Raw genomic sequence first — 21,206 nt, 5'->3', positions numbered from 1 at the left:
CGGCGGTGAGCACCACCCGGCCGGCGCCGTCGGCGCCCCAGGCCCCACTCGAGCCCGCGTCCCCAGGGCTGCCCCCGCCCGCCACACCGCCGCGCCCGTGGCCGGCCGACCTGGCGGCGGTGCGCCGCGCGGTGCGCCGGCGGGTCCGGCGGGCGCGGCGGCTCACCCGGCGGGCGGCCCGGCAGTCGGCGGCCACCTGGCGCTCCTCGCTGCACGTCCGGATCGGCCTGATCACGATGGCCGTGGCCGGCACGGTCGTGGTGGTCGTCGGCCTGGTGCTGTTCAGTCAGATCCGCACCCAGCTGCTCAACGTCAAGGAGCAGGCGGCCATCGACCAGGCGCAGGCCGGGGTCGTCTACGCCCGCAGCGAGGTCGCGGGCATCGCCGCAGGCGACGGCGCGAGCGTGCGCGCCACCCTGGAGCGGACGGTCGAGCAGCTGCAGGACCGCGGCGGGCGGGCCGGCGACTTCGAGGTGGTGATGGTCTACCGGGCCGGTGACTCCGAACGCACCCCCGCGGCCAGCCAGAGCGGCGTCTTCCCGGCCATCCCCCCCGAGCTGCGCGCCGACGTGGCCTCCGGCGGGCAGTGGGCGCAGTACGCCCCGGTCCCCGACGGCAGCGGCCGGCCCGTGGCCACCTTCCTGGTCGGCGCGCAGGTGCCCACCGGTGCGGCGGGCTCCGACCGCATCGAGCTCTACCACGCCTTCCCGCTGGACCAGGAGGCGGAGAGCCTGTCGCTGATCCGCGGCACCGTGGTCATCAGCGGCATCGCGCTGACCCTGTTCGTCGTCGGGATCGCGGTGCTGGTGACCCGGCTGGTCGTCGACCCGGTGCGCCAGGCGGCCGGCACCGCCCAGCGGCTGGCCGACGGGCAGCTGGAGGAGCGGATGGCGGTGCGCGGCGAGGACGACCTCGCCCGGCTGGCGACCAGCTTCAACGCGATGGCCGACAGCCTGCAGCGCCAGATCACCCAGCTGGAGTCCCTGTCCCAGCTGCAGCAGCGGTTCACCTCCGACGTCTCCCACGAGCTGCGCACGCCGCTCACCACCGTGCAGATGGCCGCCGAGGTGCTCTTCGACTCCCGCGAGGACTTCCCGCCGCACGTCGCCCGCTCCGCGGAGCTCATGCACGCCGAGCTGGACCGGTTCGAGTCGCTGCTCACCGACCTGCTGGAGATCAGCCGGTACGACGCAGGGGCCGCCGTCCTGGACTGGGAGCCGGCCGACCTCGGCGCGCTGGTGCACCGGGTGACGGACGGGATGGCCGCGCTGGCCGAGCGGCACGGCTGCGAGCTGGTGGTGACCGCCCCCGGCTACGAGGTCATCGCCGAGGTCGACGCGCGCCGGGTGCAGCGGGTCCTGCGCAACCTGGTCGGCAACGCGATCGAGCACGGGACCGGCCGGCCCGTCGAGGTGGCCTGGGCGGCCAACCGGACGGCGGCCGCGGTCACCGTGCGCGACCACGGCGTGGGCCTGTCCCCGGCGGAGGCCCAGCACGTGTTCGACCGGTTCTGGCGCGCCGACCCCTCCCGGGTGCGCACCGTCGGCGGCAGCGGGCTGGGTCTGTCGATCAGCCTGGAGGACGCGCGGCTGCACGGCGGCTGGCTGCAGGTCTGGGGCCAGCCCGGGGTCGGCGCCCAGTTCCGCCTCACCCTGCCGCTGGCCGCCGGCAGCGACCTCACCAGCTCGCCGCTGCCCCTGCGGCCGGTGACCCTGCGGCGGCCGGGGGGCGGGCGGTGAGGTCGGCCGTGCGGGTGGTGTCCGCCGCGGTGCTGGTCGCGCTGTCGACGGCCTGCTCCACCGTCCCGACCAGTTCCCCGACGGTGCAGATCACCCAGGAGCCGCCGCGCTCGGACGGCCCGGTGGGCATCGAGCCGGACTCGCCCGAGCCGGACGCCACCCCCGAGGAGGTCGTCCGCGGCTTCATCGAGGCCACCGCCAGCACGGTGGTCACGCACCCGGTGGCCCGCGAGCACCTGGCCCCCGAACCGGCGGGCTCGTGGGCCGACGACGCGGGCATCACCCTGCTCGGTGCCGACTACGCCACCGTCACCACCGACACCGGCACCGTCGTGGTCACCGGCGAGCTCGTCGGCAGGATCGACCAGCGGGGTGGCTTCACCGTCGGGGGCGAGGAGGTCTACCGGCAGGAGTTCCGGCTCGAGCAGGTGGACGGCCAGTGGCGGATCAGCGACCCGCCCGACGGGCTGCTCATGCTCCAGCCGGACTTCCAGCGGCTCTACGAGCGGCTCGACCTGTACTTCCTCGACCCGACCGGCAGCCGCGTCGTCCCCGACCCGCGCTACCTGATCGACGGCGACGCGCTGCCGACCGTCCTGGTCGACCGGCTGCTCGACGGGCCGTCGGCGGTCCTGGCCGCCGGGGTCCGCAACGCGCTGGACGACCCGGCCCTGGCCGACGCCCGGCTGGGCAGCGCCGTGGAGGTTTCCGGGCCGGTGGTCCGGGTCGACCTGACCGGCGTCGCCGACGGGCCCCCGGCCCTGCTGGCCGAGCTGTCCGCCCAGCTGGTCTGGACGCTGGGCCAGCTGGAGTCGGTGCGGTCGGTGGAGGTCCTCGCCGACGGGGAGCCGCTGGCCCTCGACGGCGTGCCCTCGGTGCAGACCGTGGACACCTGGGCGTCGCTGGATCCCGACGCCGCCCCGGTCGACGCGGTCGGGCACTACCTGGAGGCAGGTGCACTTCGCCGGGCCACCGATCCGCCGGCGCCGGCCCCCGGGCCGGCCGGTGAGGGCGCCTACGGACTGACCAGCGCCGCGGTCGCCACGGACCCGAGCACCGGTGGGCTGACCGACATGGTCGGGGTCACCGAGCGGGACGGGCAGGCCACCCTGCTCGCCGGTCCCTACGGCGGCGACCTGACCCCGGTGCTGTCCAGCGGCTCGCTGACCGTGCCGACCGTGGCCGCCACCCGGGAGGAGTTCTGGCTGGTGCGCGACGGCTCGACCGTGGTGCGGCTCCCCACGGGTGGTCCGCCCCAGGCGGTCAACGCCGTCACCCTGCCCGGCCTGGGCCGGGTCACGGCGCTGCAGCTGTCCCCCGACGGCGTCCGCGCCGCGGTCGTCGTGGAGGACGGGCAGCGGCTGGGCGTGCACGTCGGCACGGTGGTGCGCTCCGACGACGACCCGGTGGCGCTGCGCGACTGGCGCGAGGTGACGCCCACCGTGGGCCAGGTGACCGACGTGGCGTGGCGGACGTCGGGCAGCCTGCTGCTGCTGGCCGGGGACGCCGGCCGGGAGCGGACCGTCCCGTACACGGTCGGCGTCGACGGCTGGGACCTCGCACCGGTGCCCACCGCCGGGCTGCCCAGCCAGGCCACCCGGGTGGCCGCCGCGCCCGGGCGCCCGCCGCTGGTCAGCGCCGGCGGCGCGATCTGGGAGTGGCAGGCCGCCGGGGGCACCTGGGTGACGCTGGTGCGCGGCCAGCAGCCGCAGCCGGGCACCGAGCCGTTCTACCCCGTCTAGGCGAGGTCGGCGGGGTGTCCACAGGAGGAGGACCCCGTCCTCCTCAGGCCTCGCGAGCTCGGCCCGAGCCTCGGGACGGGGCCATAGAGTGCGTCGATGGCCGGATCGACGCTCCCGGGCGGGGCGCTGGCGGCGCTGGCCGACCTGCTGCTGCCGCGCGAGTGCGCCGGCTGCGGCGTGCCCGGTGCCGTGCTCTGCCGGCGGTGCACCGCGCTGCTCGCCGTGCCGCACCTCGCCCAGCCGCGCCGCTTCCCCGCGGGCTTCCCGCCGACGGTGGCCGCCGGCGGCTACGCGGGCCCCGTCCGCCCGGCGGTCAACGCCTTCAAGGAGCGCGGCCGCGCCGAGCTCGCCCGCCCGCTGGGGGCCGCGCTGGCGCTGGCCGTCGCCGGTGTGCTCGCCGGGCTGCCCGCGCCGGCGGGCCCGGTCCGGCTGGTGCCGGTGCCCAGCGGCGCCGCCGCGCTGCGCGCCCGCGGCCGCGACCACGTCCGGGAGCTGACCGCCCGCGCGGTCGCCGAGCTGCGCGGCGCCGGGGTGCCGGCGGCCGAGGCCCGGCTGCTGCGCCGCACCGGCCGCGCCGCGGACTCCGCCGGGCTCTCCACCGCCCAGCGGCGGGCCAACCTGGCCGGCACCTTCGCCCTGCGTCCCGGGCCGCACCGGCTGCCGGCCGAGGCCGTGCTGGTGGTCGTCGACGACGTCGTCACCAGCGGCGCCACGCTCACCGAGGCGGCCGCGGTGCTGGCGCCGGCGGCCGGTCCGGACGGCCCGCCGGTGCTGGCGGCGGTGGTCGCGGCGACCCCCCGGCGGGCCCCGTCGTGGTCCCCGGCGCCTCCCCGCGGAGGGTCGGTCGATCGACTGTCGGGACGCGGCGAGCGGGTCTAGCGTGGGCTCGATCACACCCCGAACGACCGGGAGGTCTGATGGAGATCGTGGTCCGTGGCCGCAACGTGGAGGTCCCCGAGCACTACCGACAGCACGTCGAGGACAAGGTCGGTCAGCTGGAGCGCTTCGACGGCAAGCTGAAGATGCTGCGCATCGACGTGGAGCTGTTCCACGAGAAGAACCCGCGCCAGTCCGGGGTGTGCCAGCGCGTGGAGATCACGCTGCGCGGCAAGGGCCCCGTCGTCCGCGCCGAGGCGGCCGCGCCGGACTTCTACGCCGCGCTGGACATGGCCGCCGGCAAGCTCGACCACCGGCTGCGCAAGGCCGCCGACCGCCGCCGGGTGCACCACGGCCGCCGCACCCCGGCCTCCGTGCGGGTGGGCGCCGGCGCCCCCGACACCGACGTGCTGGAGTCCCTCGACCGCGACCGGCAGCTCGCCGACGGCCCGCACGTCACCGACCTCGACGAGCACCTGCCCGGCCAGGTCGTCCGCGAGAAGCACCACCCGGCCACCCCGATGCACGTCGACCAGGCGCTGCACGAGATGGAGCTGGTCGGCCACGACTTCTTCCTGTTCATGTGCGCCGACACCGGCCAGCCCACGGTCGTCTACCGCCGGCACGCCTACGACTACGGCCTCATCCGGCTCGTCGACGTCCCGCTGGACGGCGCGGCCGGGCGGCAGCCCGCGGCGGCCCCGCTCTGAACCCCCGGGGTGGGTCCGTGCGGGTCACCCGCACGGACCCACCCCGGTCACCGCACCCGGCCGAACAGCACGGCGTCCCCGCGACCGCCGTCCCGGTGCTCCAGGCAGGAGCGGACGACGCCCTCCGCGGTGAACCCGGCGCGGCGGGCGACCGCCTGCGACGCGGTGTTGCCCACGTCGGCGTAGAGGTGCACCCGCGGCGCCCCGTGCGCGAAGGCCCACTCGGCCAGCGCGGCCGCCGCCTCCGCGGCGTAGCCCCGGCCGCGGGCCCACGGGGCCGTCCAGTAGCCGATCTCGGGACCCAGCCGCGCGGCGTCGTGCAGGTGGTGCAGGCCGCTGGAGCCGACCAGCACGCCGTCCGCCTCCACCGCGCAAACCAGCTCCCTGGCCCCGGCCCGTGCGGCCGGCGCGACCACGGTCAGGAACTCGAGGGCGGCCGCGCGGGTGTACGGGGAGGGGATGGCCGCGATCCAGCGCTGGATGCCCTCGTCCTGGCAGGCGCGGACGACGGCGTCCACGTCCTCCTCGCGGTACGGGCGCAGCACCAGCCGCTCGGTGTGCACCACCTCGGTGGTCAGGTCGACGGCGGAGAGGTCCAGGGCCATCGGGTCATGGTCAGGGGTTGCCGAGCACCCGGTCGACCGAGATCTCCAGGACCACCCGGGCCGGGTTCTCCCGCGGCTGGCGGTACCGGGCGGCGTAGCGCCGTTCGGCGTCGGCGACCGCATCCGGGTCGTCGCGCACCACCGCCGTCCCCTCGAGGGTGACCCAGCGGCGGCCCTCGACCTGGCAGACCGCCACCCGCGCCTGCCCGGCGCGCACGTGCCGGGCCTTGGCCGAGGTGCCCGAGGTGATCACCCGGGCGGTGCGGGTGGCGGCGTCGTAGGTGACCCCCACCGGGACGACGTGCGGACTGCCGTCGGCGCGCAGGGTCGTGAGCGTGGCCAGGTGCCGCTCGGTGAGGAAGGCGAGCAGGCCGTCGGGCAGGGCGTCGAGGTCGTGGGCCACGGGGTCCGAGGTTAGGTCGCGGCCGGCCGGGGCACCGGCGACCCGTGGAGCTGCAGGGTGCGCGGGTGCTGGTGGCCGGCGCCACCGGGGTGCTGGGCGGGGCGCTGGCGCGGGCCCTGCACGGCGCCGGCGCCCGGGTGGCGCTGACCGGCCGGGACGGCGCCCGGCTGCAGGCCCTGGCCGCGGAGCTCGACGGCGCGCCCGCGGAGGCGGCCGACGCCGTCGACGTCGGGTCCGTCCGCGCCGCTGTCGAGGCCGCGGTGGCCGGCCTCGGCGGCCTGGACGCGGTGGTGGTCGCCTGGGGGGTGGTGGCCTTCGGCCCCGCGGCGGACGCCGACGACGCGGTGACCGAGGAGCTGTTCGCGGTCAACACGCTGGCCCCGATGAGCCTGGTGCGCGCCGCGCTGCCGCACCTGGCCGACGGCGGGGCGGTCGTGCTGCTGTCGGCTGTCGTGGCCGACGCCCCGACCCTGCAGATGGCGGAGTACTCGGCGAGCAAGGCCGCCCTGTCGGCCTGGGCCGGGGTGCTGCGCCGGGAGCTGCGGTCCCGCCGGGTCACCGTGCTGGACGTCAAGCCGCCGCACATCGACACCGGCCTGGTCGACCGCGCCCTCGCCGGGACGCCGCCGCGGCTGCCCGCCGGGCACGACCGGGACGAGCTGGTCGCCGTGGTGCTCGACGGGCTCCGGGAGGGCGGCCAGGAGGTCGTGCGGGACCCGCGAGAGGGGCGGCTGGTCCGCCGGTGACGAGAGAGGGCTGCCGACGGCGGGTCACCGCGGGCAGCCCCGGGCCGGGGGGAGCGCCGCCTACTCTGGACGGGTGGTGTTCTCGAAGATCCTCCGTGCCGGTGAGGGCAAGATCGTCCGACGACTGCACAAGATCGCCGATGCGGTCGAGTCGCTGGCGGACGACGTCGCCGACCTCACGGACGCCGAACTGCGGGCGAAGACCGACGAGTTCCGGGAGCGCCTGGCCGAGGGCGAGACCGTCGACCAGCTCCTCCCCGAGGCCTTCGCCGTCGTCCGCGAGGCCGCCACCCGCACCCTGGGCCAGCGGCACTTCCGCGTGCAGCTCATGGGCGGCGCCGCGCTGCACCTGGGCAACATCGCCGAGATGCGCACCGGTGAGGGCAAGACGCTCACCGGCGTGCTGGCGGCCTACCTCAACGCGCTGAGCGGCCAGGGCGTGCACGTCGTCACCACCAACGACTACCTGGCCCAGCGCGACGCGGAGCAGATGGGCCGGGTGCACCGCTTCCTCGGCCTGCGGGTCGGCGTGATCGTGTCCGGCCAGCAGCCCGACGTCCGCCGCCAGCAGTACCTGTGCGACATCACCCACGGCACGAACAACGAGTTCGGCTTCGACTACCTGCGCGACAACATGGCCTGGAAGAAGGGTGACCTCGTCCAGCGCGGCCACCACTTCGCCATCGTCGACGAGGTCGACTCGATCCTCATCGACGAGGCCCGCACCCCGCTGATCATCAGCGGCCCGGCCGGGGACCCGGCCATGCACCGCTGGTACGGCGAGTTCGCCCGGCTGGCCCCGCTGATGCAGCGCGACGTCCACTACGAGGTGGAGGAGGCCAAGCGCACGGTCGCCATCACCGAGGAGGGCGTGGAGTTCGTCGAGGACCAGATCGGCATCGACAACCTCTACGAGGCGGTCAACACCCCGCTGATCAGCTTCCTCAACAACGCGCTCAAGGCCAAGGAGCTCTACCACCGCGACCAGCAGTACATCGTCAGCAACGGCGAGGTGCTCATCGTCGACGAGTTCACCGGCCGTGTGCTGTCCGGCCGCCGCTACAACGAGGGCATGCACCAGGCCATCGAGGCCAAGGAGCGGGTGCAGGTCAAGGACGAGAACCAGACGCTGGCCACCATCACCCTGCAGAACTACTTCCGGCTCTACGAGAAGCTCTCCGGGATGACCGGCACCGCCCAGACCGAGGCGGCCGAGCTCTCCCAGACCTACGGCCTCGGCGTCGTCCCGATCCCGACCAACCGGCCGATGATCCGCGAGGACCGCTCCGACGTCATCTACAAGACCGAGCAGGCCAAGTTCGACGCGGTCGTCGCCGACATCGCCGAGTGCCACGAGGCCGGCCAGCCCGTGCTGGTCGGCACGGCGAGCGTGGAGAAGTCCGAGGTGCTGGCCAAGCTGCTGCTGCAGCGCGGGATCCGGCACGAGGTCCTCAACGCCAAGAACCACGCCCGGGAGGCGCACATCGTCGCCCAGGCCGGGCGGCTGGGCGCGGTCACCGTGGCGACCAACATGGCCGGCCGCGGCACCGACATCCAGCTCGGCGGCAACCCCGAGTTCATCGCCGACGAGCAGCTGCGCGCCCGCGGGCTGTCGCCGGCGGAGACGCCGGAGGAGTACGAGGCGGCCTGGGACAGCGCCCTGGAGAAGGCCCGCGACCAGGTCCGGGCCGAGCACGACCAGGTCACCGAGGCCGGCGGCCTCTACGTGCTGGGCACCGAGCGGCACGAGAGCCGGCGCATCGACAACCAGCTGCGCGGCCGCTCCGGCCGCCAGGGCGACCCCGGCGAGTCGCGGTTCTACCTGTCGCTGGGCGACGACCTCATGCGGCGGTTCAACGGTCCGATGCTCGAGTCGATGATGACCACGCTGCGCGTGCCCGACGACCAGCCGATCGAGTCCAAGATGGTCAGCCGGGCGATCCTGTCGGCGCAGACGCAGGTCGAGCAGCAGAACCACGAGATCCGCAAGGACGTCCTGAAGTACGACGAGGTGCTCAACCGCCAGCGCACCGTCATCTACGCCGAGCGGCGCAAGGTGCTCGACGGGGAGGACCTGCACGTGCAGGTCCGCAACATGGTCGACGCCGTGGTCGGCGCCTACGTCGACGGCGCCACGGAGATGGGCTACGCCGAGGACTGGGACCTCGAGCAGCTGTGGACCGGCCTCAAGGCGCTCTACCCGGTGGGCCTGGACCGCACCGAGCTCCTGGAGCGACTCGCCGACGGCGACCAGGCGGCGCTGAGCGCCGACGTGCTCAAGCAGGAGCTGCTGGACGACGTGCACCGTGCCTACGAGGAGCGGGAGGCCGCCCTCGGCGCGGAGGTCATGCGCGAGCTGGAGCGGCGGGTGCTGCTCAGCGTGCTGGACCGCAAGTGGCGCGAGCACCTCTACGAGATGGACTACCTGCGAGCCGGCATCCACCTGCGCGCGATGGCCAACCGCGACCCGGTCGTGGAGTACCAGCGCGAGGGCTACGACATGTTCATGACCATGCTCGACGGCATCAAGGAGGAGTCGGTCGGCTTCCTGTTCAACCTGGAGGTCAAGACCCAGGAGCAGCAGCAGGCCGAGGCCCAGGCCAAGGCGGAGGCCCAGGCACTGGCGGCCGCCCAGCAGGGGACGGCGCGGGTGCTGGCCCGGCAGCGGGCGGCCGCCCAGGCAGCTGCGGCAGCCGCGGCTCAGGCTCCCGCTGCTCCTGCTCCTGCTCCTGCTCCTGCGCCCGCCGCTCCTGCGCCCGAGCCCGCCGCTCCCGTAGCGCCTGTCGCGGCCGCTCCGGCTCCCGCTGCTGCGCCGCCGGCTCCGGTACCTGCGCCGGCTCCTGCACCTGCTCCTGCGCCGCCGGCTCCGGCCGGGGCGGACCGGGCCGCGCCGGCTGGCGGCCGGCACGCCACCGCACCGGCGGGCGGCCGGACCGGGACGGCCCGACGCGGCCGGCACTCCGCGCCCGAGCAGCCCGGTCCGGCAGCTCCGGAGGCGCAGCGGCCGGTGTCCACGGACGCGGGCACCGGACCGGAGCTGGCCGTCAAGGGCCTGGAGGACCCGCACCGCGCCGAGCAGCTGAGCTACTCCGCGCCGAGTCTGGACCCCTCGCCCCGGGAGAGCGGTCCGGCCAAGGCGGCCAAGACCGCCACCGTGACCGGCACCAAGGAGCCGGCCCGCAACGCGCCCTGCCCGTGCGGCTCGGGCCGCAAGTACAAGTCCTGCCACGGGTCGCCGTCCGCCTCGTGAGGTGAGGGAACGGCCTCCCTGCAGGGGCCCGGGCCGAGCGTGCGAGGCATTAGAGGCAGGGAGGTCCGTCAGCCGATCTGCAGGGCGGTGCACGTCCAGCGGCCGTCGATGCCCTCGAGCCGGGCGGCGACGGCGTGCGCCCGTCCCGCTCGGCGGGCCACCGCGCTGACCTCGGCGACCCCGTCGACCGGCTCGCAGACGCGGACCGGACCCAGCAGCACCGGCGCCGTCCCCTCCACGCACCACCGCGGCCGGCGGCCGCTGGTGAGGGCGGTGTAGACGCCGAGCGCGGCGAGCGGCCGGACCTGGGCCAGCGGACGCCGGCCGGCCAGGGCCTCCAGGGTGAGGGTGAGCAGCCTCCGACCGGCCAGCCGCGGGTCGGGGAGGTCGGCACGGACCGACCAGGTCGGCTCGAAGCCGGGGACGAAGCCGGCGGGCGGGTCCTCCCGGCGCGGGCGCGGACCCGGCCGGTGCGGCGTCCGCGGGACCTCGACACCCGGGAGGACCAGCCGCAGCACCGGCTGCGGGTCCAGGGGTGGCTGCGGTGTGGGGACGACGGTGAGCCGCATGGTCGCCGCCTGCAGCGGCTGGGAGGCGGGCTCGGCCGCGGTGGACCGGGCCGGGGAGGCGGGCGCGCTCATGGGGTGCTCCGGGACTCGTGGGGGGCAGGGGCGGTCAGGACGCCGGCGGGCGCAGCACCTGGCCGGGCAGCAGGAGGTCGGGGTCGGGACCGATCACGGCGGCGTTGGCCTGCCACCAGGCGGCCACGGCGGTGGCGACCTGCGCGTCGGACGGGGTGCCCCCGGTCCGCCGGGCGAGGTCGGCGGCGGCGATGTCCCACAGGCACTCGCCGCGCAGCACGACGTGGTCCCCGTCGGACGGGCCCGGCCAGTCGCGTACCGGGCCGGTCCCGGTCGGCAGCGGGGGACGGTCGGCCGCGGGGGCCGGGGACGACGTCGACGACGGCGGTGCCGGCCAGTCGGCGACGGGGTGGTGCGCGGACGCGGCGACGACCGTCGTCGTCACCGGGCCCGGGGTGGTGCACCCGGTCAGCAGCGGCCCGCCGGTGACCAGGCCGACGCCCAGGGCGACGGCGGTCGCGCGCCGGGCCCCCGCGGGCAGCACGCACTGGGTGAGTGCGCGGGCGAGGGTGCCGGCGACGCCGGGCAGCGCGGACAGCGCGGTGAGGACCAGGCCCAGGGCGCCCCAGGCCCAGGCCACCCAGGCCAGGGCGGCGACGGCGGCGAGCAGGACCGTGTCGGCCCCGGTGGTGTCGACGGCGCGCTGCAGGTCCAGGCCCGCGCCGGTCACCGCGGAGAGGTCCGGGGTCACCGCGCGCAGGCAGACGGCCGCGACGGCCATCGCCACCGCCGTCCCGACCAGTCGCCGGACCGACATCGCTCCTCCGTGCATCCGCGGCATGTCACCGACCAAAGCAACCAAATGCACGCAAACGCAAGTGAAGTCATCCACTACGGTGACGTGGAGGAGGTGGCAGATGCGATGGCAACGGCTCTTCGCCGACCTGCAGGCGGAGTTCGACGCGGCGGAGGCGGCCGCCGAGCGGGCGGAGGACGCGTCCCGCCGGCGGGTGGAGACCGGTGCGGTCCGCCTGGTGGACCGGCTGGCCGGTGCCGTCGGCCGGCCGCTGACCCTGCGCTGCCAGGGCGCCGGTGACCTGACCGGCGTGCTCCTCGACGTGGGCGCCGACTGGCTGCTGCTGGACGGCGGCGGCCGGGAGGTGCTCGTGGCGACGTCCACGGTCACGACGGTCGCCGGACTGGGCCGGGCCACGGCCGCGCCCGGGGACGGCAGCCCGGTGCGCGCGCGGCTGGACCTGCGCCGGGCGGTCCGCGGGCTGTCCCGCGACCGCAGCGTCGTGCAGGTCGTCCTGACCGACGGATCGGCCTACGTGGGCACCGTGGACGGCGTCGGCGCCGACCACCTGGAGCTGGCCGAGCACGCCGCCGACGAGCCGCGCCGTGCCGCCGCGGTACGCGGGGTCCGGGCCATCGCCCTGCCGGCCGTCGCGGTGCTGCGGACCCTGGCCCCGGGGCTCGGCTGACCCGGACGCCGGGCGGGGTCAGCCCCGGCCGAGGCCCCCGGTGCTGGAGGTGGCGTCGTCCGGTGCCGTCTGCTCCTCGGCCCCGGGTTCGGCGGGGACGGTACCGGCACGCGCCTCGGCGTACTTCTGGGCGATGAACCGCTCCAGCTCGTCGGTCTCGACCCGCCACTGGCCGCGACCGCCGATCTGGATGGCGATCAGCTCCTTGCGGCGCACCAGCGCGTAGGCCTGCGACCACGAGACGTTGAGGATCTCGGCGACGTCGTCGAGGGTCAGGAACCGCGGTGTGGGCATCAGGTCTCCGTCCGGTCCGCGACAGTCTGGCAGCCCCGTCCGGGTGGCATGCGCGCCGTCCACAGCCCCGAACGTGTGGACGGCGCCTGCACGCGGCCGCCGCCTCCCGCATCATCTCCGTCCGACCGTGGGCCCGTCCGGGCCGTGCACGGTGTCAGTGTGACGAGGAGGGACCGCTGGCTGTGAGCGCCGCGCGAACCGTGTCCACCACCCCGGCGCCCGGCGCCCCGGGTGCCGCGCCCGTACCGGGGTCGGCGCCACGGCGGGTCCGCGCCCCGCAGTGGCTGGACCTGCGGCTGGTCCTGGGCGTCCTGCTGGTGCTCGGCTCGGTGCTGCTGGGCGCGCGGGTGGTGGCCGCCGCGGACGCCACCGTGCCGGTCTGGGCGGCCGCAGGCGACCTCGCCGCGGGCACCGTGCTCGCCGCCGAGGACGTCGTCGCCGTGCAGGTCCGGCTCGACGACGTCGCTGGCGCCTACCTGGCGACCAGCACCCGGCCGGAGGGCCGCACCCTGGCCCAGGCCGTCCGCGGCGGCGAGCTGCTGCCGCGGGCGGCGCTGGACGAGCCGGCCGACCTGGTGCAGATCGCGCTGCCCGTGCAGGCCGGCTACGTGCCGCCGGCGCTGGACCGCGGGCAGGTGGTCGACGTGTACGCCGTCGCCGACCCGGCCGCCGGGGCCACCGCGACCGGCGCCGGGACCGTGACCCCCGTGGTGGTGGCCGCGCCGGTGCAGGCGATCTCCGGACGCGCCGAGGGCGCGCTGTCGACGGCGACGACCACGGTGCAGGTGGTCGTCTCGCTGCCTCCCGACGCGGCACCGGCCGTCCTGGCGGCCATCGGCGGGCGGCCGCTGGTGGTGGTCGTGCACGGCTCGGTGGCCCCGCCCGCCGACGGGACGGCGACGGTCCCGACGGCCGCCACGCCGTCGTCCCCTGCGGCCACGGACGTGCCCCCGGCCCCGGTCCCGGCGCCCGCGCCCGTGGCGTCGCCCCCGGCGCCCGTCGCCGCGCCGCCGGCGGAGGCCGCGGTACCTGCCGCCCCGTCGCCGGCGGAGGCCGCACCGCCGGCCGCACCGCCGGCCGCTGCGCCGACCGGGACCCCGTGATGGCCGTCCAGGTCTTCACCGCCGTCACCGGCGCGGGCTGGGAGTCCGCGCTGGTCGGGGCCCTGGACCGCGCCGACCACGGGGTCAGCGTCGTCCGCCGGTGCGTCGACGTCTCCGAGCTGCTGGCCGCCGCGGCCACCGGCACCGCGCAGGCCGCACTCCTGTCCGCGGACCTGCGGCGCCTCGACGGGGACGCGGTCGCCCGGCTCGCCGCGGCCGGGGTGGCCGTCGTCGGGCTGGTGGACCCCGGTGACGAGCAGGCCGCCCACCGGCTGCGGGGTCTGGGGATCGGCCGGGTGCTGCCCGCCGACGCCGAGCCGGAGGCGATCGCCCGGGCGCTGCGCGAGGCGGTGGCCGGAGGCCCGCCGGCCGGCCGGGACATCGCCGACCCGCGGGCGGCGCTGCCGGCGCACGGCCTGCCGGCGCCGGTGCACGGCCGGCCGGCCGGGCGCGGCCGGGTGGTCGCGGTCTGGGGGCCGACCGGCGCGCCCGGGCGCACCACCGTGGCCGTGGGGCTGGCCGACGAGGCTGCCCGGCTGGACGTGCCGACCCTGCTCGTGGACGCCGACGTCTACGGCGGGGTGGTCGCCCAGGTGCTCGGCCTGCTCGACGAGTCACCCGGGCTGGCCGGCGCGGCCCGCCAGGCCGCCGCCGGCACCCTGGACGAGGCCGCCCTCGGCCGGCTGGCCTGGGCGGTGCGCCCCCGGCTGGGTGTCCTGACCGGGCTGGCGCGCGCGGACCGCTGGCCGGAGCTGCGGCCGGCGGCCGTGGCCGCGGTGCTCGACGAGCTGCGCCGCAGGGTCGACCTCACCGTCGTGGACTGCGCCTTCAGCCTGGAGGAGGACGAGGAGCTGTCCTTCGACACCGCGGCGCCGCGCCGCAACGGGGTCACGCTCACCGTCCTGGAGAGCGCGGACACCGTGCTGTGCGTCAGCGGCGCGGACCCGGTGGCGCTGCAGCGCAGCATCCGGGCACTGGGGCAGCTGCGTGCGGTGCTCCCGGACGTCGACCCCGTGGTGGTCGTCAACCAGGTGCGGCGCGGCCCGGTCCCGGGTGACCCCCGGCGGGAGATCGGCGAGGCGCTGGAGCGCTTCGCCGGCCACGGGGTGCGCTTCTTCCTCCCCGCCGACCGGCGGGCGACGGACGCCGCGCTCGCGGAGGGACGCACGCTGGCCGAGGTGGCGCCGTCCTCGCCGCTGCGGGCGGCGCTGCGGTCGATGGCGGCGTCCCTCACCGGTGTGCCGAGCCCGGCGGCCGCGCGCGGGCGTGCCCGGCTGCGGCGCTCCGCCGGGTGAGCTGACGGCCACCCCCTGCGCGCAGGTGCCCGCCGGCCGGGTGGGGTCGTAGCGTGGGGCCCTCGACCGCGAGGAGGCCGACGGTGGAGCACCTGAGCACCCTGGACGCGTCGTTCCTCCACCTGGAGGACCCCCACACCCCCATGCACGTGGCCGGCGTGCTGGTGCTCGAGGCGCCGGCCGGTGGTCTGGACGCCATCGCCGCCCTGGTCGCCGCACGCCTCCCGCTGGTGCCCCGCTACCGGCAGCGGGTGCTCGAGGTGCCCGGCCATCTGGCCACCCCGGTGTGGGCCGACGACCCGGACTTCGCCATCGACCACCACGTTCGCCGCTCCGCGCTGCCGCGGCCGGGGACCCACGACCAGCTGCTGGAGCTGGTCTCCCGGGTGATCGCGCGACCGCTGGACCGCAGCCGCCCGCTGTGGGAGCTCTACCTGGTGGAGGGCCTGGCGCAGGGCCGGGCGGCGGTGGTCACCAAGACCCACCCGGCGCTGGTCGACGGGCTCGGCACGATGGACATCGGTCAGGTCCTGCTCGACGACTCGCCCGACGCGCCGGTGCCCGAGCCGGTGCCGTGGCTTACCCGCCCGCTGCCGAGCGCGGTCCAGCTGGTCGGTGAGGCCGTCGGTGGCTACGTGACCCGCCCGTCGGCGGTCGTGGAGACCGCCCGGCACGCGGCGACCGACGTGCGGGCCACTGGCGCGCGGCTGACCGGCGCGGCCGGCGGCGCCGTGCGTGCGGCGCGCTCGGCGCTGTTCGCGGCCCCGCGCACCCCGCTGAACGCCGCCGGTGGCAGCCAGCGCCGGGTCGTGGTGGCCCGGGGCGACCTGGACGACGTCAAACGGGTCCGCAAGGCGCACGGCGGGACGGTCAACGACGTCCTGCTGACCGTGGTCACCGGGGCGCTGCGGGAGTGGCTGCTGTCGCGGGGCCAGGCGGTCGTCGGCTCGACGTCGGTGCGCGCTCTCGTGCCCGTGTCGGTGCACGACGCGGAGGAGGCCCCGGGCACTCGGGTGTCCGGCCACCTGGTGGACCTCCCGGTCGGCGAGCCCAACCCCCGGCTGCGGCTGGCCCGGCTCAGCTACGCGATGCTCGGCGCGAGCCGCCACGGCCGGTCGGTGGGGGCGGAGGCGCTGCTCGCGCTCACCGGGTTCGCCCCGCCGACGCTGCACGCCCTCGGCGCCCGCGCGGCCAGAGGGCTGTCGCGCCGGGTGGCCAACCTGGTGGTCACCAACGTGCCCGGCCCCCAGGTGCCGCTGTACGCCGCGGGCGCCCGGGTGCTGGAGGTCTTCCCGGTGGTCCCGCTGGCTCCCGGCCACGGCCTGTCGATCGGCATCACCAGCTACGACGGCCGGGTCTTCTTCGGCCTCAACGCCGACCGCTCCGGCGTCGGCGACGTCGACCTGCTCGCCGACCTGGTCGAGCAGGAGCTCGCCGTCCTGGTCGAGACCGCCGGCTGACCCGGGGGCGCCCGGCTCGCCCCGGCGGCCGGGATACCGTCGGGCCTCCCCCGGCACGAAGGAGTCCCCCCGGTGCGTGTGTACCTGCCCGCCACGACGAGGGTCCTGCAGGCCCTCGTGGACGACGGGCGGCTGACCGGGCCGCTCACCGGCTTCGCCGTCACCCCCGGCCTGCGCGCCAGCTACCCGCTGAGCGACGCCGGGGCCGACGAGGAGGAGCTGGAGTACGCCGCCCTCCTCGCCGCCGCCCGCGCCAGCCTCCGGCTGGTCGACATCGACCCGGCGGCCGCCCGCCGCCGGGTGGTCCTGGCCGCCGACGTCCCGGACGCCGCGGTCGCCGAGGTCGAGGACCCGGACGTCGACCGCGGCGCCGTCCGGGTGAGCGGGGACGTCGCCCTGGCCGCCGTCGCGAGTGCCCACGTCGACGGTGCCGAGGCCGAGGACGACGTCCGCGCCGCCGTGGCCGTCGTGCTGGAGGCCGACCTCGGCAGCGAGGACGCCCAGTTCGTCGTCGACCAGGCCGAGGGGCACGAGCTGGCCTGGTACGCCACGCAGGAGATCGGGTCGCTGCTCGAACTGCTGTGAGCGCGGCGCGGCACGGCCGCTCACCCGGCCGCCCCGCACCCGGCGGGGCTCCCGGCCGGCAGCGGGGCGCGCCGGGCCACCTGCACCCGCTGTGCGCTGCCCGCCACGACCAGCCAGCCCGACCCCGGACGGCTGGGGACCGGGGTGCGCGGGAGCCGGACGCCCAGCAGGTCGCCGTCGCCGGGCCCCGGCGTCAGCAGCAGCCCGCTGCGCCGACGCCGCAGCACCGGGACCGGGCCCCGGAAGGCCGCCGACAGCTCCGCGGCCGACCCGGCCACCACCCAGACGACGTCCGCGAGCGCCTCCGGGCCGGTCGCCGTGCCGAGCACCGCGGAGTCGGTCAGCAGGGCGGCGTCGTCGACGACCACCACGCCCGGTGTCCCGTGCCGGGCGGTCAGCCACTCCTGCCAGCCCGGGACGTCCCCGGCGTCCAGCCGGACCCGGCCGGGGCCCGCGGCCGCCGACCCCGGGACCGCCGCTGCCGGGGCGGTGCCGCGGCCCAGCTCGAGGACCGCGAGCCCGGCGGCCGCGAGGTGCGCCGCGAAGGCCTGCAGGGTCGTCGTCCGGCCGCTGCCGGGCGGGCCGGCGACGAGCAGGCCACCGGTGCGGGCCAGGTCGACGGTCAGCACACCGCCGTCGTCACCGCCCGGGCCGACCGGCAGCCGCAGCGGGTGCTCCGCCCCGGCCGGCTCGCGCAGCCGCAGCACGGGGGCCGCCGGCAGCTCCGGGACCGACACCGGCCGGGGTGCGCCCGGGGAGCGCGGCCGCGCCGCCGAGGGGAGGGGGGCGGGCAGGGCGAGCTGGCACTCGCGGACCTCCTCGCCGACCAGCGCACGGCCGGGCGGCCGGTGCCCGGGCACGTCGCGGAGCGGGACGCCCGCGGCGGCGTAGTCGGCGCGGTCGGGCAGCGGCAGGACAAGCCGGGTGCCGACGGCGCTGGCCAGCCGGCCACCCGGGACGGCCCGGTCGGCGGTGAGCACGCAGGTCAGCCCGGCGGCCGCACCGTCGCGCACCAGCCGCAGCAGCACCGCGGACCCCCGGCCGGGATCGGACTCGTCCAGCTGCGTCATGACCGACTCCGCGCCGTCCACGAGCAGCAGCAGGTGCGGCCGCGGGCCCGCGGACGGGGCGGCGCGGCGCGCGGCCACCTCCTGCGCCAGCCGGTCCACCAGGCGCACGGTGCGCAGGGCGTCGTCCCCGCCGACCGCGGTACCGGTGTGCGGCAGGCCGGCTCCCACGGCGGCGAGGCCACCCCCACCGTGGTCGAGCACGTGCACGTGCAGCCGGTCGGGGGACAGGGCCGTGACGGCCTCGGCGAGCACCGTCCGCAGCAGGGTGGTCCGGCCGCTGCGCGCGCCCCCCACCGCCAGCCAGCCCCCCGCCCGGGCAAGGTCCAGCTCCAGCGGTTCCTGGGACTGGACCTCGGGTCGGTCCAGCAGCCCCAGCAGCAGACGGTCCGCGGGCCGGGCGCCGCCGGCCGCGGGGTGCGCCCGCAGGTCCGCGGCCGGCAGCCGGTCGGGGAGCGGCGGACACCACGGCCGGTGCGGCGTGGCCAGCCCCGTCTCCCGGGCCCGCCGCGCGAGCGCGGCGGTCAGCCGGGCGAGGTCGCTGGGGCCGGCCGGTGCCTCCCGCACCGCCGGCCCGGCCGGGGCCGGCCACCGCCAGGCGCTGACCTGCGCCGTCGCGTCCCCGGTCGCGGGTGGCCCACCGCCGACCCGCGCGGCCTGGAACAGGACGGGTGCGCCGCTGCCGGCCCGCAGGTACCCACGCCCCGGGGTGTCGACCGGCAGGGCCGCGGCCCGCGCGGTGCCCAGCACGTCCCGGGACTCCGCCTCGTCGGTGGTGCGCAGACAGATCCGCAGGGTGCAGTTCGCCCGGATCTCCGGGGAGACGACGCCGGCGGGCCGCTGGGTGGCCAGCACCAGGTGCACGCCGAGCGAGCGACCGCGCTGGGCGATGCCGACCAGGCCGGACAGGAAGGCCGGCAGTTCCTCGGCCAGGCCGGCGAACTCGTCCACCACGATGACCAGCCGCGCCAGGTCGACCGCGTCGGGCAGGGCCGCCACGTCCGGCACGCCGTGCTCGGCCAGGAGCGTCTCCCGGCGGCTGAGCTCGGCGGCCAGTGACCGTAGGGCCCGGGCGGTGGCCGCCCCGTCGAGGTCGGTCAGCAGGCCGACCGTGTGCGGCAGCGCGGCCGCCTCGGCGAAGGCGGCGCCGCCCTTGTAGTCGACGAGCAGGAACGAGCAGCGGTCCGGCGGGTGGGCCAGCGCCAGGCCGGCGACGAGGGTCTGCAGCAGCTCGGACTTGCCCGAGCCCGTGGTCCCGGCCACCAGGGCGTGCGGTCCGTGCCGGCACAGGTCGACCGTGAGGTCCCCCGCGGCGCTGCGGCCCACCGTGGCGACGAGGCGGTCCCGCGCCCGGGACCAGCCGCCGGTCACCGCCCCGGTCACCGCCCCGGGGGCCGCCGGTGCCCCGCCGGCGCCCAGGTCGACCAGCCGCACCTGCCGGGGCAGCGCCGCCTCGGAGCTGGCCGGTGCCAGGGCGGCGAGGTCCCGGGCGAGCTGGGCGGCCACCCGGCGGGGCAGGTGGTCGACCGCCGTCACCGGGCGCCCGCCCGCGCCGGCCACCAGCAGCGTGGCCTGCTCACCGGTCTCCCCGCCGAGCTGCAGGACCGCGACGCCCAGGTCCGGCAGGTCCCCCGCGGAGGAGCCGCAGCTGAGGGTGACGACCCCGGTGGACGACGCTGCCCGCAGCGCGGCGAGCAGGCCGGCCCCCACCGGCCGGTCGACCAGCACGACCAGCCGGGCGGGGACGCCGTCCTCGCCCGGCACGCGTCGGGCGAGCAGGGCGCCGAGCCACCGCCGCACGTCCTCGTCGGCGCCGCCGTCCGGGGCTGCCGGACCGACGTGCACGGCACCCTCGGGCAGGTGCGGCACCCAGCGCAGCCAGGCCCACCCGGTCAGCCGCTCCGGTGTGGTCAGCACGCCCAGCGCCAGCTCGCCGGGGGCGTGCAGCGTGACGAGCTGACCGAGGATGCCGGTGAGGACGCCCACCGTGGCCGGCCGGGGACCCGCCACGCCCAGCCCGCTGGTCGCCGCCAGGTCGATCGCGACGGGCAGCCGGTCGGAGGGCTCCCGGCACCGCGAGCCGTCGGCCGCCACGCGCACCACGCGGGACTCCCCGGGCCCCGTGCCGACCCGGACGGTCAGCGCGTCCGCGTCCCCCCTCCGCCGCTGCCAGAGGTCGGTGGACCGCCGGTGCGCCGCGGTGACCAGGACGGCCAGGTCCGGGTGCGCCGCCTCGGCGGCGCGCTCGTCCGCGCGCAGGGCCGTCACCAGGGATGCGTGTGCCTCGGCGAGCTCGGTGGCGTGGGCGGCGCGGGCCCGCCGGGTGCCGCGCCGCCCCGACCACCGGTCGGACAGCCACGTGCCGACCGCCACCACGGGGCTGAGCAGCGCGAAGAGGAGGAAGTGCGGCGCGTCGAGCACCCAGGCCAGGACGACCCCGCCCACCGCCGGCAGCGCCACCGCCACCCAGGCCAGCCTTCTCGGGGACGGGGGCACCGGTTCTGCCGGGAACGCGACCTCGACCACCTCCCGCGGCGCCTGCAGCCGTGGGTGCTGCCGCAGGGCCGACCGGCCGCCGCCCGCGGGCCGGACGGTGGCGCGGGCGCTGCCGGGACCGGCCGTGCGCAGCGTGCTGGCCCCCACCTGCAGCGGTGTGCCCGGGGTCCAGCTGCGCGGCTCGTCGTCGAGGGGCGCACCGTCCAGCCGGCTGCCGTTGCTGGAGTCCAGGTCGTGCACGGTGACGCCACCACTGCCCACGTCGACGAGCAAGTGCCGCCGCGAGACGTCGGGGTCGGCGAGCGCGACGGTGGCCTCGCCGCCGCGCCCGACGACGTGCCGGCCCCGGTCCAGGGGGTGCACGGTGCCCGCGTCCGGACCACCGACGACGTGCAGCTCCAGCGCGCTGGAGCGGGAGGCGGCGACCGGGCGGGGACCGGGCCGGCCGAGGCCCAGCAGCGTACCGTGCGCCAGCGCCGGGTCGGTCAGGGGGAGGTCGGCGGCCAGCCGGGTGCTGCCCGCCCACAGCTCCGCGGCGGGCAGGCCCAGCGTGGCGGCCAGCGCGGGCAGGACCGCGCCGAGCCGGTCGTCGTCACCGGCGGAGACCGCCACGTCGAGGGCGCCGGTGGACGCGACGAGGGTCCAGCAGCGGGTGGCGGGGGAGCAGGCGGGCACGCGCCGACCCTCGCCGGAGGAGGCGGCCACCGGGCGGGGACGGGCGGATCTGTGGACGGCGCGGGGGCCTGTGGACAGCAGGCCGGCCCCGGCGG

General features: G+C 77.5%; 17 protein-coding genes. 11 read left to right on the top strand and 6 right to left on the bottom strand.

The features are described from left to right. Nucleotides 1–5: 5 nt before the first annotated feature. The 4 genes from mtrB (at nt 6) to hpf (ending at nt 5,067) form a co-directional block, all read left to right on the top strand. Nucleotides 6–1,739, top strand: coding sequence for an MtrAB system histidine kinase MtrB (mtrB, locus tag RTG05_RS17380; protein WP_315911998.1), 1,734 nt, complete (start codon nt 6–8; stop codon nt 1,737–1,739). Between the two features lie 8 nt (nt 1,740–1,747). Next, complete coding sequence (locus RTG05_RS17375; protein WP_315911997.1) at nt 1,748–3,481, top strand: LpqB family beta-propeller domain-containing protein; 1,734 nt, start codon at nt 1,748–1,750, stop codon at nt 3,479–3,481. A 96-nt stretch (nt 3,482–3,577) separates the two neighbouring features. Beyond that, nucleotides 3,578–4,360, top strand: coding sequence for a ComF family protein (locus tag RTG05_RS17370; protein ID WP_166526156.1), 783 nt, complete (start codon nt 3,578–3,580; stop codon nt 4,358–4,360). Between the two features lie 38 nt (nt 4,361–4,398). After that, complete coding sequence (gene hpf / locus RTG05_RS17365; RefSeq protein ID WP_166526155.1) at nt 4,399–5,067, top strand: ribosome hibernation-promoting factor, HPF/YfiA family; 669 nt, start codon at nt 4,399–4,401, stop codon at nt 5,065–5,067. A gap of 47 nt (nt 5,068–5,114) precedes the next feature. Here the strand turns inward: hpf and RTG05_RS17360 are convergent, their stop codons facing one another. Together RTG05_RS17360 and RTG05_RS17355 are read right to left on the bottom strand one after the other, a co-directional pair. After that, nucleotides 5,115–5,672, bottom strand: a complete 558-nt coding sequence (locus RTG05_RS17360) for a GNAT family N-acetyltransferase (RefSeq protein WP_166526154.1) — start codon at nt 5,670–5,672, stop codon at nt 5,115–5,117. 10 nt (nt 5,673–5,682) lie between these two features. Next, the gene (locus RTG05_RS17355; RefSeq protein ID WP_166526153.1) at nt 5,683–6,075 is read right to left on the bottom strand and encodes a pyridoxamine 5'-phosphate oxidase family protein; all 393 of its coding nucleotides are present in this window, start codon (nt 6,073–6,075) and stop codon (nt 5,683–5,685) included. Nucleotides 6,076–6,119: 44 nt separating this feature from the next. On the opposite strand from RTG05_RS17355, the gene RTG05_RS17350 reads away from it, so the two are divergent. Continuing rightward, the gene (locus RTG05_RS17350; RefSeq protein ID WP_166526152.1) at nt 6,120–6,821 is read left to right on the top strand and encodes an SDR family NAD(P)-dependent oxidoreductase; all 702 of its coding nucleotides are present in this window, start codon (nt 6,120–6,122) and stop codon (nt 6,819–6,821) included. Between the two features lie 73 nt (nt 6,822–6,894). Next, nucleotides 6,895–10,071 (top strand): preprotein translocase subunit SecA, encoded by a 3,177-nt coding sequence (secA, locus tag RTG05_RS17345; RefSeq protein ID WP_166526151.1) that lies wholly within the window; start codon nt 6,895–6,897, stop codon nt 10,069–10,071. A gap of 68 nt (nt 10,072–10,139) precedes the next feature. Here the strand turns inward: secA and RTG05_RS17340 are convergent, their stop codons facing one another. After that, on the bottom strand, nt 10,140–10,712 hold the full coding sequence (locus RTG05_RS17340) for an Rv3235 family protein (RefSeq protein ID WP_166526150.1): 573 nt from the start codon (nt 10,710–10,712) through the stop codon (nt 10,140–10,142). A 34-nt stretch (nt 10,713–10,746) separates the two neighbouring features. Continuing rightward, nucleotides 10,747–11,469, bottom strand: coding sequence for a LysM peptidoglycan-binding domain-containing protein (locus tag RTG05_RS17335; protein WP_315911996.1), 723 nt, complete (start codon nt 11,467–11,469; stop codon nt 10,747–10,749). A gap of 100 nt (nt 11,470–11,569) precedes the next feature. Here RTG05_RS17335 and RTG05_RS17330 point away from each other — a divergent pair, with 100 nt between their 5' ends. After that, a complete protein-coding gene (locus tag RTG05_RS17330; protein WP_166526149.1) occupies nt 11,570–12,136 on the top strand; it encodes a hypothetical protein in 567 nt (188 codons plus the stop codon). A gap of 18 nt (nt 12,137–12,154) precedes the next feature. Here RTG05_RS17330 and RTG05_RS17325 read toward each other — a convergent pair whose 3' ends face one another. Continuing rightward, nucleotides 12,155–12,430 carry a helix-turn-helix domain-containing protein gene (locus RTG05_RS17325; RefSeq protein ID WP_315911995.1) on the bottom strand — a complete coding sequence of 92 codons (276 nt, stop codon included), beginning with the start codon at nt 12,428–12,430 and terminating at the stop codon, nt 12,155–12,157. 182 nt (nt 12,431–12,612) lie between these two features. Here RTG05_RS17325 and RTG05_RS17320 point away from each other — a divergent pair, with 182 nt between their 5' ends. The 4 genes from RTG05_RS17320 (at nt 12,613) to RTG05_RS17305 (ending at nt 16,873) form a co-directional block, all read left to right on the top strand. Then, nucleotides 12,613–13,533 carry an SAF domain-containing protein gene (locus RTG05_RS17320; protein ID WP_315911994.1) on the top strand — a complete coding sequence of 307 codons (921 nt, stop codon included), beginning with the start codon at nt 12,613–12,615 and terminating at the stop codon, nt 13,531–13,533. Next, nucleotides 13,533–14,828 carry a CpaE/TadZ family protein gene (locus tag RTG05_RS17315; protein WP_166526148.1) on the top strand — a complete coding sequence of 432 codons (1,296 nt, stop codon included), beginning with the start codon at nt 13,533–13,535 and terminating at the stop codon, nt 14,826–14,828. Before RTG05_RS17320 ends, RTG05_RS17315 begins: the two co-directional genes overlap by 1 nt. A gap of 83 nt (nt 14,829–14,911) precedes the next feature. Next, nucleotides 14,912–16,288 carry a WS/DGAT/MGAT family O-acyltransferase gene (locus tag RTG05_RS17310; protein WP_166526147.1) on the top strand — a complete coding sequence of 459 codons (1,377 nt, stop codon included), beginning with the start codon at nt 14,912–14,914 and terminating at the stop codon, nt 16,286–16,288. A 72-nt stretch (nt 16,289–16,360) separates the two neighbouring features. Next, nucleotides 16,361–16,873 carry a DUF6912 family protein gene (locus RTG05_RS17305; RefSeq protein ID WP_166526146.1) on the top strand — a complete coding sequence of 171 codons (513 nt, stop codon included), beginning with the start codon at nt 16,361–16,363 and terminating at the stop codon, nt 16,871–16,873. 20 nt (nt 16,874–16,893) lie between these two features. Here the strand turns inward: RTG05_RS17305 and RTG05_RS17300 are convergent, their stop codons facing one another. Further along, the gene (locus tag RTG05_RS17300; protein WP_166526145.1) at nt 16,894–21,111 is read right to left on the bottom strand and encodes a type VII secretion EssC family protein; all 4,218 of its coding nucleotides are present in this window, start codon (nt 21,109–21,111) and stop codon (nt 16,894–16,896) included. Between the last annotated feature and the right edge of the window lie 95 nt (nt 21,112–21,206).

This window comes from Geodermatophilus sp. DSM 44513 (genome assembly GCF_032460525.1).
Classification (GTDB): domain Bacteria; phylum Actinomycetota; class Actinomycetes; order Mycobacteriales; family Geodermatophilaceae; genus Geodermatophilus.
Note: the sequence above shows the minus strand (reverse complement) of the source record. Positions and strands in the feature narration are given on the sequence as shown.